General features: G+C 73.6%; 7 protein-coding genes and 1 pseudogene. 6 read left to right on the top strand and 2 right to left on the bottom strand.

Going from position 1 to position 13,441, the window contains the following annotated elements; translation table 11 throughout:
• Window positions 1-27: 27 nt before the first annotated feature.
• The gene (locus tag GVV04_RS24585; RefSeq protein WP_161690896.1) at window positions 28-468 is read left to right on the top strand and encodes a hypothetical protein; all 441 of its coding nucleotides are present in this window, start codon (window positions 28-30) and stop codon (window positions 466-468) included.
• 3 nt (window positions 469-471) lie between these two features.
• The gene (locus GVV04_RS24590) at window positions 472-1,959 is read left to right on the top strand and encodes a DUF7405 family protein (protein ID WP_328822552.1); all 1,488 of its coding nucleotides are present in this window, start codon (window positions 472-474) and stop codon (window positions 1,957-1,959) included.
• A gap of 24 nt (window positions 1,960-1,983) precedes the next feature.
• Here GVV04_RS24590 and GVV04_RS34840 read toward each other — a convergent pair.
• A pseudogene (locus tag GVV04_RS34840) lies at window positions 1,984-2,829 on the bottom strand (hypothetical protein); the annotation flags it as partial.
• Between GVV04_RS34840 and GVV04_RS24600 the strand changes: the two are divergent.
• Together GVV04_RS24600 and GVV04_RS24605 are read left to right on the top strand one after the other, a co-directional pair.
• Window positions 2,828-4,234 (top strand): DUF1996 domain-containing protein, encoded by a 1,407-nt coding sequence (locus GVV04_RS24600; RefSeq protein ID WP_161690898.1) that lies wholly within the window; start codon window positions 2,828-2,830, stop codon window positions 4,232-4,234. The pseudogene GVV04_RS34840 and the gene GVV04_RS24600 sit on opposite strands and share 2 nt — an antisense overlap.
• Window positions 4,235-4,412: 178 nt before the next feature.
• Window positions 4,413-7,451, top strand: a complete 3,039-nt coding sequence (locus GVV04_RS24605) for a discoidin domain-containing protein (RefSeq protein WP_161690900.1) — start codon at window positions 4,413-4,415, stop codon at window positions 7,449-7,451.
• A 148-nt stretch (window positions 7,452-7,599) separates the two neighbouring features.
• On the opposite strand, the gene GVV04_RS24610 is transcribed toward GVV04_RS24605, so the two are convergent.
• On the bottom strand, window positions 7,600-9,018 hold the full coding sequence (locus GVV04_RS24610; protein WP_161690902.1) for a GH1 family beta-glucosidase: 1,419 nt from the start codon (window positions 9,016-9,018) through the stop codon (window positions 7,600-7,602).
• Window positions 9,019-9,262: 244 nt separating this feature from the next.
• Between GVV04_RS24610 and GVV04_RS24615 the strand changes: the two genes are divergently transcribed.
• Both GVV04_RS24615 and GVV04_RS24620 read left to right on the top strand, forming a co-directional pair.
• Window positions 9,263-10,372, top strand: a complete 1,110-nt coding sequence (locus GVV04_RS24615) for a LacI family DNA-binding transcriptional regulator (protein WP_161690904.1) — start codon at window positions 9,263-9,265, stop codon at window positions 10,370-10,372.
• A 419-nt stretch (window positions 10,373-10,791) separates the two neighbouring features.
• Window positions 10,792-13,413 carry a discoidin domain-containing protein gene (locus GVV04_RS24620; protein ID WP_161690906.1) on the top strand — a complete coding sequence of 874 codons (2,622 nt, stop codon included), beginning with the start codon at window positions 10,792-10,794 and terminating at the stop codon, window positions 13,411-13,413.
• Window positions 13,414-13,441: the final 28 nt, after the last annotated feature.

Genomic DNA, 13,441 nt, shown 5'->3' on the forward strand with positions numbered 1-13,441 from the left:
GCGTCCCACCCCCGACCGAGGACATCGATGACCAGACTCGCCGCACTCGACCTGCGCAGAGGTCGGTACGTCGCGCACTCCTCCTCGCTGACCGGCGACGGCATGTGGATCGCCAACGGCGCCTTCGAGCTCCTCGACGAGCCGTCCGACGACCTGCTGGGCGCGGCGGTGCGCCGGATGCTCGACGCCTCGCGCACCGGCGTGCCCACCCCCGACCTGCGGGGCGGGCCCTCGCCGTTCGCGCCGGTGCTCGACGCGCTCGGCCTGCGTTCCTGGGCCACGTACGCCAAGGGCACCCGGCACGTCGACGTCGAGCAGGACGGCGCGGCGGTGCTGGTGAGCCCGACCTGCAACGGCGGCGCCCGGGACGGCTTCGTCGGGCTGACCGGGCAGGCGGTGCGGCTGACCGCGCCGGGCGACGAGGAACTCGGCGGGGCGCTGCGCGCCGCGCTCGACCGGTCGAGCTGAGGCGTGGGCGACCAACCCCGGCTGCACCGCCGGACGGTGCTGGCCGGCGGCGCCCTGGCCATGGCCGCCTCCGCGCTGGCGGCCTGCTCGGCCGGCGCCCGCACCCCGGACCGCCCGGCCGCGCCCGACCCGGCGCAGGGGCTGCCCGACATCCAGTTCGACGTCGCCCGGTACAGCGCGCCGGAGCAGGCCTCGCCCACCGGCGGGCCGTTCGTCATGCCGCCGGTGCACACCGTCTACCTGACCGCCGCGCTGACGCGCGGCCCCGGCCCCGACGACCAGCGGGAGCTGGCCCGGGTGCTCGCCGCCCTGGAATCCGGGTACCCGTTCGGCGCGGCCGGCCTGATGACCTTCGTCTCCTACGGCCTGCCGTACTTCCGGCGGCTGCCGGGCGGGCTGGCCGGCGACCTGGTCGGCGCGCACCTGCCCCGGCTGCTGGCCGACCCGTCCCGGTCGGTGCTGGAGGAGGCGGAGCCGGGGCCGACCGACATCCACCCGGACAACCCGGGGGTCACCAAGCGGCGGTTCACCGTGCCAGTCCGCGTCGAGCAGAACGACCTGCTGTTCACCTTCCGCAGCGACCGGGCCACGGTCATCCAGGACGTGCTGGCCTGGTTCGACGGCAGCGGCACGCTGGCCGGCCGGCCGACGCCCCCGCCGGCCTTCGCCGGGCTGCTCACCGTCACCTCCAGCCGGCACATGTTCACCCAGGCGGGCCTGCCGCGCTCGGTGGCCGAGCAGAACCGGCTGTCGTACGCCCGGTTCATCCAGCCCGACTCGCCGATGTGGATGGGCTTCTCCGACCAGCAGGTCAACGCCTCCGGCCCGCCGGCGATCTGCACCTTCGCCGGCCACCCCTCGGCTCGGCTGACCACCGCCCGCCCCGGCGACTACCTGGACAACGGCGGCATCCAGCACCTGTCGCACATCATCCTCGACATGCTCCAGTTCTACGACATGGCCTCGCCGGACACCCCGCCCAGCGACAACGGCAACTTCACCAAGCGGGTGCAGTACATGTTCCACGCCCCGCCGGTGCACCCCGGCAACGCCGACCAGCTCACCGACGGCGGCGGGCCGTCCTTCCTGCCCGCCGACAACCGGGGCCCGGACTACGCCGAGCGCACCGCCCGGGGCGTCGGCCTGCCCCGGGGCGAGCGCCGGATGGGGCACCTGTCCACGCTCCAGCGCAGCTCCCGGGCGCCCGACGGCACCCCGATGCACCTGCGGGTCGACGGCCCCGGCTTCGACGCCCTGGACGTGCCCGACGGCAGCAGCCAGCCGAAGCTGCACTTCAGCGTGTTCGTGCCGACCGCCGACTTCTTCGCCCGGATGCGGCGCAGCCAGGCGTCGGTGGACCTGGCGCGCAAGCATCGGGTGGCCGAGCAGGACAACGGCCTGGAACGCTTCCTGACCTGCACCCGCAGGCAGAACTTCCTGGTCCCGCCCCGCCGGAACCGGGCGTTCCCGCTCGCCGAACTGGCCGACTGAGCCCGGGACCCGCCCGTAGGACCAGGCCAGGTCCGGGTGCACGGCCGCGTCGGTCCGCACCGCCCAGTAGTCGGTGGTGCGTCCCTTGTACGGGCAGGCGGTCACTTCGCTGCGCCGATCTTGCACATACGGCCCCTGCCAAGGGCGTTTCACCCTCTTTGCCCGGGCCGTAAGTGCAAGATCGCGCAGAGTGGGGTGGGGTGGGGTTGAGGGCTGCGGTGAGTCATCGTTGCGGCCACTCCTTGCGGCGACGATGTGCGCGGTGGCGTCGGGGTTCGCGGCAGTCGTGGCGTGATCGTTTGCTGATTTGTGAGACGACACGCCGGGCGAGCTCTCCGAAATCAGCAGACGATCGTGAAGTCCCACCCAGGGGGCGGGGCGCCGACGCTGACGTCGTCGGCGTCCGGCGGGCAACCCGCGGCGCCCCCTTTGCTCTGCTGCCCCCTGTGCAACGCTCGCGGAACGTGACGGTTCTGCCGGCATTCTCGTGTCGGCGCCCGACGCGAATCGGCTGCGGTGCTGGTGCTGGGTGGCGGTGCTGGTGTTGCGGCGGCGGCAGCAGAGCAAAGGGGCGAGGTGGCACCACCCGCCTGGCACTCCGGCGGGGTGCCTGACAGGGGTTTCTGACGGGACCAGGCGGGTGAGGTCCACGTACGCGGGACTGCCCACCGTCCGGTTCGGGTGCGTCCACCGGTCTTCGAGGGGCCGGTCGTATTGACGTACGTGAAATTTCGGCGTAACACTTGGAGAGCGCTCTCCGAGTGCGCGGCCCGGCGACGATCCTGCCCTCGGGCCAGGTGCGGCACGAGCGGGCCACCGGCCGGCGAGGCAGCCGGAGCGCAGTCGTCCTACCCCTGGAGAGGTCATCATGAAGACCGAGAGACCACGGCTCAGGAGAACAATCGCGCCGGTCGCCGCCCTGGCGCTGACGGCATCGCTGCTGGTGGCGGGCGTCCCGACGGCGCAGGCCGCGGAGACCCTGCTGTCCCAGGGCCGGCCGGCGCTGGCGTCGTCGGTGGAGAACGGCGAGGCCCCCGCCGCGGCCGCCGTGGACGGGCGGCCCGACACCCGCTGGGGCAGCCAGTGGGCCGACCCGCAGTGGCTCCGCGTCGACCTGGGCACCACCGTCACCGTCAGCCGGGTGGTCCTGGAGTGGGAGTACGCGTACGCCAGGGCGTACCAGATCCAGACCTCCGCCGACGCCGTCACCTGGACCACCGTCCACACCAGCACCACCGGCGCCGGCGGCACCGAGAGCATCGCCGTCACGGGCACCGGCCGGTACGTCCGGCTGTACGGCACCCAGCGCGGCACCGGCTACGGCTACTCGCTGTACGAGTTCAAGGTCTACGGCTCCGCCGGGACCACGACGCCGCCCACCGGCGGACCCGGCTACGTGCCGGCCGACCCGCCGGTCACCGGCGTGATCCCGTCCACGGCGACCCCGCCGCCCACCAACCCGCCGACCACCCACCACGAGTTCCAGGCGAACTGCTCGGTGAGTCGGTCGAACCTGCCCGACGACCCGATCGTCTTCCCGAACCTGCCGGGCGCCTCGCACTCGCACACGTTCATGGGAAACACCACCACGAACGCCAACACCACGCTGGCCTCCCTCCGGGCCGGCGGCACCTCCTGCATCACGCCCGGGGACAAGACGGGCTACTGGATGCCGACCCTGTACCGGGGCGACACCGCCGTCCAGCCGGTCGGCCGGCAGGTCATCTACTACAAGAGCGGCGTCATCGACTACCGCAGCGTCCGCCCCTCGCCGCCCGGCCTGCGGTACGTCGTCGGCAGCCCCGCCACCACGCTGGAGGAGTTCCGCAACGCCCCGGGAGCGGTCGAGGGCTGGGAGTGCGGCGACAGCGTCCGCAACTGGGACTTCCCGGCGTCCTGCCCGGCCGGCAGCCAGCTCAACGTCCGCTACCAGGCGCCGAGCTGCTGGGACGGCCGGTACCTGGACACGCCCGACCACAAGAGCCACATGGCGTACCCGACCGTCGGCGTCTGCCCGGCCAGCCACCCGGTGGCCGTGCCGATGATCGAGTTCAAGATGGCCTTCCCGGTCAGCGGGGACATGGCCGGGGTCCGGCTGGCCAGCGGCCGGGGCTACTCCTTCCACTACGACTTCTACAACGCCTGGGACGCCCCGACGCTCAACGCGCTGGTGACCCACTGCGTCAACGGCGGGCTCCAGTGCGACCCGCGCGGCTTCGACCAGTACAAGCCCGAGCGCGGCGCGGCGCTCAACGCCAACTACGAGCTGCCCTGACCGGCGTAGTGCGGTGACCGGGGGCGCGACCCGCCCCCGGTCACCGGCCCGGACGCCCACGCCGGGCCCGCCGGGCGCGACCAACACCAACACGGCAGCCACCATCACCACCACCGCTGACACCACCACCATCCGCCGCCGTACCCGCGTCGGCGTCTCCTCTCCGACAGGCAGGCCCATGACCGTTCACCCTCCCGCCCCCCGTCGCCGCCCACCGTCGCGGCACCGTCCCGTACTGCTCGTCGTCGCCGTCGTCGCGCTGGTGGCGGCGTACCTCGTCGTCGCCCAACCCGGCGCGCACGCCGCCGACAGCCTGCTGTCGCAGGGTCGGCCGGTCACCGCGTCCTCCCAGGAGGGGGCCGACGTCGGCGCGGCCAACGCGGTCGACGGCAACGCCGGGACCCGCTGGTCCAGCCAGTTCAGCGACCCCCAGTGGCTGAGCGTCGACCTCGGCGGCACCGCCACCATCAGCCAGGTCGTCCTCCAGTGGGAGGGCGCGTACGCGCGGGCGTACCAGATCCAGACCTCGGCCGACGGCAGCACCTGGACCACCGTGCACGGCACGGCCACCGGGGCCGGGGGCACCGAGACGGTCGCTGTCGCCGGCAGCGGGCGGTACGTGCGGATGTACGGCACCGCGCGGGCCAGCGGCTACGGCTACTCGCTGTACGAGTTCAAGGTCTACGGCTCGCTCGGCGGCCCGACCACGCCGCCGACCACCAGCCCGACGCCGGTCCCCGGCAACTGGCAGACCGTCTGGACCGACGACTTCACCGGTCCCGCCGGCACCTCGCCGTCGGCGGCGAACTGGCTGCTGCGCACCGGCACCTCCTACCCGGGCGGCGCGGCGAACTGGGGCACCGGCGAGGTGGAGACGGCAACCGCGTCGACCGCGAACGTCCAGCTCGACGGTGCCGGCCGGCTGAGCATCCGGGCGATCCGGGACGCCGCCGGGGCCTGGACCTCGGGCCGGCTGGAGACCCAGCGGGCCGACTTCGAGCCGCGCGCCGGCGAGCAGTTGCGGTTCACCGCCGTGCTCCGGCAGCCCGACGTGGCCGACGGCCTCGGGTACTGGCCCGGGTTCCGCGCCACCGGCGCCGCCTTCCGGGGCAACTTCACCAACTGGCCCGGCGTCGGCGAGACCGACATCATGACCGACGTCAACGGCCGCGGCCAGCTCGCCCAGACGCTGCACTGCGGCACCGCGCCCGACGGGGTGTGCGCCGAGTACACCGGCCGCTCCAGCGGGCTGGCCACCTGCGCCGGCTGCCGGACCGGCTACCACGAGTACACCCAGGTCGTCGACCGGACGAGGACCGACGAGGAGATCCGCTTCTACCTCGACGGGCGGCAGACCTGGGTGGTACGCGAGTCGCAGGTCGGCGTCGCCGCCTGGAACGCGGCCGTGCACCACGGCTTCTTCCTCCGGCTCGACCTGGCCGTCGGCGGCTCGCTGCCCAACGCGATCGCCGGCCGGAGCACCCCCACCCCGGGGACCACCTCGGGCGGGGTGCTCAGCGTCGACTCGGTGACCGTGTCCCGGGCCGCCGGCACGGTCCCCGCCGCGATGACCGATCCGCTCACCCCGGCCGGGCCGAGCACGGTGCGGGTGACCGGCACCCAGGGCAACTGGCAGCTCCAGGTCAACGGCGCCCCGTACGAGGTGCGGGGGATGACCTACGGGCCGCCGCAGGCCGCCGCCGACGGGTACCTGCGGGACCTGCGGAACATGGGCGTCAACACGATCCGGATCTGGGGAGTGGACGACACCCACACCCCGGCCCTGCTCGACCGGGCGGCCCAGCAGGGCATCAAGGTCGTCGTCGGGCACTGGCTCAACCAGGGCGCCGACTACGTCAACGACACCGCCTACAAGAACACCGTCAAGGCCGAGATCGTCGCCCGGGTCAACGCGCTGAAGAACCGGCAGGGCGTGCTGATGTGGGACGTCGGCAACGAGGTCATCCTGACCATGCAGGACCACGGCCTCCCGGCCGACGTGGTCGAGGCCCGGCGGGTGGCGTACGCGCAGTTCGTCAACGAGGTGGCCCAGGCGGTCCACGCCGCCGACCCGCTCCACCCGGTCACCTCCACCGACGCCTACACCCACGCGTGGACGTACTACCAGAGGTACTCGCCCGCGCTGGACCTGCTGGCGGTCAACTCGTACGGCGCGATCGGCACCGTGAAGTCGGACTGGATCGCGGGCGGCCACACCAAGCCGTACCTGCTCACCGAGGGCGGCCCGAACGGCGAGTGGGAGGTGCCCGACGACGTCAACGGGGTGCCCGACGAGCCGACCGACCTGGCGAAGCGGGCCGGCTACACGGCGAGCTGGAACGCCGTCAGGGGCCACCCCGGCGTGGCGCTCGGGGCCACCGAGTTCCACTACGGCCTGGAGAACGACTTCGGTGGGGTGTGGCTCAACGCCACCACCGGCGGGTGGCGGCGGCTCGGCTACCACGCGCTGCGCCAGGCGTACACCGGGCAGGCGGCGGCGAACACCCCGCCGGAGATCACCGCCATGTCGGTCAGCCCGCAGACCGCCGTGCCGGCCGGCGGCACCTTCACCGTCGACGCGACCGCCGGGGACCCGCAGGGCGACCTGGTCCGCTACAACCTGATGGCCAGCGACAAGCACATCACCGGAAACCGGGGGCTGACCAACCTGACGTTCACCCAGACCGGGAACGGGCGGTTCACGGTGCGGGCCCCCGAGCGGCTCGGGGTGTGGAAGGTCTACGTGTACGCCTTCGACGGGCACGGCAACGTCGGCATCGAGCAGCGCTCCTTCAAGGTCGTGCCGCCGACCGTCCCGGGCACCAACCTGGCCCGGGGCAGGGCGGTCACCGCGTCCTCGTACCAGCCCACCGGCGCCAACGGCCCGCAGCTGCCCGGGTACGCGGTCGACGGCGACCACGGCACCCGCTGGGCCAGCGAGTGGGTCGGCACCGCCTGGCTCCGGGTCGACCTGGGCTCGGTGCAGTCCTTCGACCACGTCCAGCTCGCCTGGGAGGCGGCGTACGCCACCGCCTACTCGGTCGAGGTGTCCAACGACGGGAACACCTGGACGACGATCCACTCGACCACGGGTGGCGACGGGGGCTTCGACGACCTGGACCTCTCCGGCACCGGCCGGTACGTGCGGGTCAACGGCACCAGGAAGGCCACCGACTACGGCTACTCCCTCTGGGAGTTCGGCGTCTACCGCAGGTGACCTCGCCGTGGGTCACGGCGCCGCCGTGGCGTCCGTGACCCACCGGCGCGGTACCGCCGCTCCTGCGGTGACGACGGCGCGGCCCCGGGAGACCCCGGGGCCGCGCCGGCTGCGGATCGCGCCCGGTCGGGCGCGGGGCGGTGCCCCCTCAGTGGGGGCGGTCGAAGCCGTTCGCGGCGATCGTCCGGCCGTACCAGTGGGCGCTGTCCTTGACCGTCCGCCGCTGGGTGGCGTAGTCGACGTGGATCAGGCCGAATCGCTTGTCGTAGCCGAGGGCCCACTCGAAGTTGTCCAGCAGCGACCAGACGAAGAAGCCGCGCAGGTCCGCGCCGGCGGTCAGCGCCTCGTGCGCGGCGGCCAGGTGCCGGTGCAGGTAGTCGGTGCGTTCCGGGTCGCGTACCCGGCCGTCGGGGTCGACCTCGTCCGGGTAGGCGGCGCCGTTCTCGGTGACGTACAGCGGCGGCGCGCCGTAGTCCCGGGTGACCCGCAGCAGCATGTCGCGCAGCCCGCCGGGGTCGACGGACCAGCCCATCGCCGTGACCGGCCCGGGCACCGGATGGAACGCGACGCTCCCGGCACCCGGGTACGGGGTGTCGGCGTCGTGGTGGCCGTCCGGGCCGGCGCCGACAAGGTCGGGCTGGTAGTAGTTGACGCACAGCGCGTCCAGCGGCGCGGCGATCAGGTCGAGGTCGCCTTCGCGCACGAACGACCAGTCGGTCAGGGCCGCGGTGTCGGCGAGCACGTCCGCCGGGTAGGCCCCGCGCAGCAGCGGGTCGAGGAAGATCCGGTTGAGCAGCCCGTCGATGCGCCGCGCGGCGTCACGGTCGGCGGGCGCGTCGCTGACGGGCCGCACCGTGCCGACGTTGAGCGCCACCGAGACCTGGCCGGTGACGCCGGCGGCGCGCAGCGCGGCGACCCCGTGCCCGTGGGCCAGCAGCAGGTGGTGCGCGGCGCTCAGCGCGGCGCGCGGGTCGCGCCGCCCCGGGGCGTGCACCCCGCTGCCGTACCCGAGGAAGGCCGAGCACCACGGCTCGTTGAGGGTGTTCCACAGCCGGACCCGGTCGCCCAGGCGCGCGGCGACGGCGGCGACGTATTCCCCGTACCGGGCGGCGGTGTCGCGCGCGGCCCAGCCACCGGCGTCCTCCAGTTCCTGCGGCAGGTCCCAGTGGTACAGGGTGGCCGCCGGGCTGACGTCGGCGGCCAGCAGGTCGTCCACGAGCCGGTCGTAGAAGGCCAGGCCGGCGGCGTTGACCCCGCCGCCGGCGGCGCGCACCCGGGGCCAGGCCACCGAGAAGCGGTACGCCGAAAGGCCCAGCTCGGCCATCAGCGCCACGTCGTCGCGGTGCCGGTGGAAGTGGTCGCTGGCGTGCTCCCCGGTGTGGCCGCCGGCGATCCGGCCCGGGGTGGCGGCGAAGGTGTCCCAGATGGAGGGGAGTCGACCGTCGGCGCGCACCGCCCCCTCGATCTGGTAGGCCGCGGTGGCCGCGCCCCACTGGAAGCCGGCGGGGAACCGTAGGTCGACGGGGGGTTGTCCGGCGGAGGTCCGCGCGGCCGCGAGTGTGCGCATCCGATCACCACTTCCCGGAGTTCCGAACCCGGGAGAGCGCTCTCCGGGGTGAGGCCAGTCTTTCCCCGGCGGTCACCCACTGTCAAGGGCGGGCGCACCGTGACCGCATGGCGAGGCTCGGGGAGCCGTGCCCGGGGCCGCGTCGGCCGCAGCTCGGAGAGCTGGGGTCGCGCCGCAGGTCAGAGAGCTGGGGTCGCGCCGCAGGTCAGAGAGCGCTTTCCCGCCCGCGTGCTATAACTTCCGGATGGCGGAACCGCCCCAGACGGGCAACCTGTCCCGCCCGGGTGAGCGCGTCCCGGGGCCGACGGCGGAGCGCGGCGCGGCCCGGAGCCGCCTGCCCACCCTGGAGGACGTCGCCCGGGTGGCCGGGGTGTCCCGGGCGACCGTGTCACGCGTCGTCAACGGGGTGCGCAACGTCGACCCGGACCTGCACGCCGTGGTCTGGGCGGCGGTGGACGCGACCGGGTACGTGCCGAACCGCGCCGCGCGTTCCCTGGTCACCCGGCGGGCCGGGACGGTCGCGCTGGTCGTGTCCGACAGCGAGGAGCACGACGACGACCCGTTCCTGGGCCGGTTCTTCGCCGACCCGTTCTTCGGCCGGGTCGTCGGCGGCGTGCTGAGCGTCCTGCGTCCGGCGGGTGTGCAGCTCGGCCTGCACCTGGTGGGCAGCCCGCCGGCGCGCGTCCGGCTGGTCGGGGACCTGCGCCAGGGGCAGGCCGACGGCGTGGTGCTGCTGTCGTTGCACCCCGACGACGCGCTGCCCGGCCTGCTGGCCGAGGCGGGGATCGCCGCGGTGATGGTGGGCCGCCCCGCCCGCCCCGCCCCGATCAGCTACGTCGACGTGGCCAACGAGGCGGGCGCGGCGCTGGCCGTCGAGCGCCTGCTCGCCCGGGGTTGCCAGCGCATCGGGCTGGTCGCCGGTCCGGAGCACGTGCCGGCCAGCCAGGACCGGGTAGCCGGGTTCCGGCAGGCGATGGCCCGCCGCGGGTACGCGTGGTCGCCGTCCGAGGCGGGCAACTTCACCCGGGAAAGCGGCGAGGCCGCCATGCGTCGCCTGCTGGCCGCCCACCCCGACCTCGACGGCGTCTTCGTCGCCAACGACCTGATGGCGCAGGGCGCCCTGGTCGCCCTGCACGAGGCGGGCCGCCGGGTGCCCGACGACGTCGCGGTGGTGGGCTTCGACGACAGCAGCGCCGCGCAGGCCGCCCAGCCGCCGCTGACCACCGTCCGGCACCCGCTGGAGGTCATGGCGGCCGAGGCGACCCGGCTGCTGCTGGCCCGCATCGAGGAGCCGCGGCTGCGCGTCGCGTCGGTCATCCACGACCCCGTCCTGGTGGTGCGCCGCAGCGCCTGAGCGGGCCGGCGGGCGGGCGGTGGGGGAGGCGGTCGGCTCGACACGATCTGCCCTTCCGGTGGGGTGGTGGGGTGCGGCGGGCCGTGCGGGGGCGGGTGGCCGGCGAGGGCGGCGTCGGCGCGTCCCGGCAACGCGCCGGCTCGCCTGCCGGCAATTCATCAACCCTTAATTAATGCCGTCATTAAAGTCTCCACCGGCGGGTTCGTCAAGGGCGGGGTGGCCCGAGAGGGCAGAAGTCGCGTCGATCGGCAGTGTTGGCGATCGATGCCTTGACGGGGATGCGATCTCGCCGTAACACTCTCCCGAGAGCGCTCTCCCATCGTGGTGCCGCCCGCGGCGGCACCCTCCACGGCGCCACGGTCCTCTCGTCGTTCCCCGTCGCGCCCGGCGTCCGCAGCCCTCTACCGACAGGCGAAGTCATGACATCTCGCGTCCCATCCGTACGTCCGGCACCGGGGCTTCGGCCCGCCCGGCGGCGTACCCTCGTCGGGCTGGTGCTCGCGCTCGTCGCGGCGCTGGCACCGACCGGCGGGTCGCCGGCCCAGGCGGCGCCGGTGCTGCTCTCGCAGGGCCGGCCGGCCACCGCCTCGTCCACCGAGAACGCCGGCACCCCCGCGTCGGCTGCCGTCGACGGCAACACCGGCACCCGCTGGGCGAGCGCGTTCAGCGATCCCCAGTGGCTCCAGGTCGACCTGGGCACCCGCGCCACCATCAGCCAGGTGACCCTGGTCTGGGAGGGCGCCTACGCCCGGGCCTTCCAGATCCAGACCTCCGACGACGGCAGCGCGTGGACCACCGTCGCGAGCACCACCACCGGCACCGGCGGCACCCAGAACCTGGCCGTCACCGGCGCCGGCCGGTACGTGCGGATGCACGGCACCGCCCGGGCCACCGGATACGGCTACTCGCTCTGGGAGTTCCAGGTGTACGGCGAGACCGGCGGCCCGACGCCCACCTGCGGCAGCGCCAACGCCGCGCAGGGTCGGCCGGCCACCTCCTCGTCCACCGAGAACGCCGGCACCCCCGCGTCGGCTGCCGTCGACGGCAACACCGGCACCCGCTGGGCCAGTCTCGCGGCCGATCCCCAGTGGCTCCAGGTCGACCTCGGGTCCAGCCGGTCGATCTGCCGGGTCGTCCTGCGCTGGGAGGCCGCCCACGCCCGGGCGTTCCAGATCCAGACCTCGGCCGACGGCAGCGCGTGGAGCACCGCCTGGAGCACCACCACCGGCCCCGGCGGCGTCCAGTCCCTCGACCTCACCGCGACCGGCCGCTACCTGCGGATGTACGGCACCGCCCGGGCCACCGGATACGGTTACTCGCTCTGGGAGTTGGAGGTCAACGTGACCGGGGTCGACGTCCCGCCGGTCGAGCCGACCGACCCGCGCAACCCGAACCTCGGCCCGAACACCTTCGTGTTCGACCCGAGCACGCCCACCGCCACCATCCAGAGCCGGCTGAACACGCTGTTCACCCAGCAGGAGACCAACCAGTTCGGCCCCCAGCGGTACGCGGTGCTGTTCAAGCCGGGCACCTACACCGCCGACGTCAACCTCGGCTTCTTCACCCAGGTCGCCGGCCTCGGCATGAGCCCCGACGACGTCAACCTCAACGGCCACGTGCGGACCGAGGCGTTCTGGATGGGCGGCAACGCCACCCAGAACTTCTGGCGCTCGGCGGAGAACCTGTCGGTGACCCTGCCGGCGGGCACCAGCGTGGAACGCTGGGCGGTGTCGCAGGCGGCCCCCTACCGCCGGATGCACCTGCGCGGCGCGCAAAACCAGATCCAGCTCTGGAACGGTGGCGACGGCTGGTCCAGCGGCGGGCTGATGGCCGACACGAAGATCGACGGCACGGTCGTCTCCGGTTCGCAGCAACAGTGGTACTCGCGCAACAGCGAGTTCGGCGCCTGGACCGGCTCGGTGTGGAACATGGTGTTCCAGGGCGTCACCGGCGCCCCGCCCCCGAACTTCCCCAACCCGTCGCACACCGTCATCGCACAGACCCCGCAGGTGCGGGAGAAGCCCTTCCTGTACGTCGACGGCACCGGCGAGTACCGGGTCTTCGTGCCGGCCCTGCGCGCCAACTCGGCGGGCACCAGCTGGTACGGCAAGACCCCCGCAGGCTCGTCGCTGTCGCTCAGCGAGTTCTACGTCGTCCGCCCGGGCACCAGCGCGGCCACCATCAACGCGGCGCTCGCCCAGGGCCGGCACCTGCTGTTCACCCCCGGCGTGCACCACGTCAGCGAGCCGATCCAGATCAACCGCGCGAACACCGTCGTCCTCGGCCTCGGCCTGGCCACCATCCAGCCCGACAACGGCACGGCCGCCATGCGGGTCGCCGACGTGGACGGGGTGAAGGTGGCCGGCGTGATGTTCGAGGCCGGCGCGGTGAACTCGCCGGTGCTGATGGAGGTCGGCCCGGCCGGCTCGGCGGCCGGCCACGCCGCCAACCCGACCTCGCTGCACGACGTCTTCTTCCGCATCGGCGGGCCGGGCGTCGGCCGGGCCACCACCACGCTGACCGTGAACAGCGACAACGTCATCGGCGACCACATGTGGCTGTGGCGGGCCGACCACGGCGACGGGGTGGGCTGGGCGGCGAACACCGCCGACACCGGCCTGACCGTCAACGGCGACGACGTCACCATGTACGGGCTGTTCGTCGAGCACTACCAGAAGTACCAGACCGTCTGGAACGGCAACGGCGGGCGGACCTACTTCTACCAGAACGAGCTGCCCTACGACCCGCCGAACCAGGGCGCCTGGATGAACGGCGCGGCCCGGGGGTACGCCGCGTACAAGGTGGCCGACGGGGTCACCAGCCACCAGGCGTGGGGGCTGGGCAGCTACTGCTACTTCAACGTCGACCCCTCGGTCGTCGCCGACCGGGCCATCGAGGCCCCCACCAACCCGAACGTCCGGTTCACCAACATGGTCACCGTGTCGCTCGGCGGGGTCGGCACCATCAATCGGGTGATCAACAATGCCGGCGGCACGGCCAACGCCGGCAACCAGGTGGTCTACCTGACCACGAACCCGTAACCCGGCCGAGGGCCACGGGCCCGGTCGG

The sequence above is a fragment of the Micromonospora rubida genome (genome assembly GCF_009908295.1).
Classification (GTDB): Bacteria; Actinomycetota; Actinomycetes; order Mycobacteriales; family Micromonosporaceae; genus Micromonospora; species Micromonospora rubida.

What these genes read in the sequence shown, in the direction of transcription:
- GVV04_RS24585 (WP_161690896.1), top strand. Translation starts at nt 28, where the DNA reads ATGACCAGACTCGCCGCACTCGACCTGCGCAGAGGTCGGTACGTCGCG.
- GVV04_RS24600 (WP_161690898.1), top strand. Translation starts at nt 2,828, where the DNA reads ATGAAGACCGAGAGACCACGGCTCAGGAGAACAATCGCGCCGGTCGCC.
- GVV04_RS24605 (WP_161690900.1), top strand. Translation starts at nt 4,413, where the DNA reads ATGACCGTTCACCCTCCCGCCCCCCGTCGCCGCCCACCGTCGCGGCAC.
- GVV04_RS24610 (WP_161690902.1), bottom strand. Translation starts at nt 9,018, where the DNA reads ATGCGCACACTCGCGGCCGCGCGGACCTCCGCCGGACAACCCCCCGTC.
- GVV04_RS24615 (WP_161690904.1), top strand. Translation starts at nt 9,263, where the DNA reads ATGGCGGAACCGCCCCAGACGGGCAACCTGTCCCGCCCGGGTGAGCGC.
- GVV04_RS24620 (WP_161690906.1), top strand. Translation starts at nt 10,792, where the DNA reads ATGACATCTCGCGTCCCATCCGTACGTCCGGCACCGGGGCTTCGGCCC.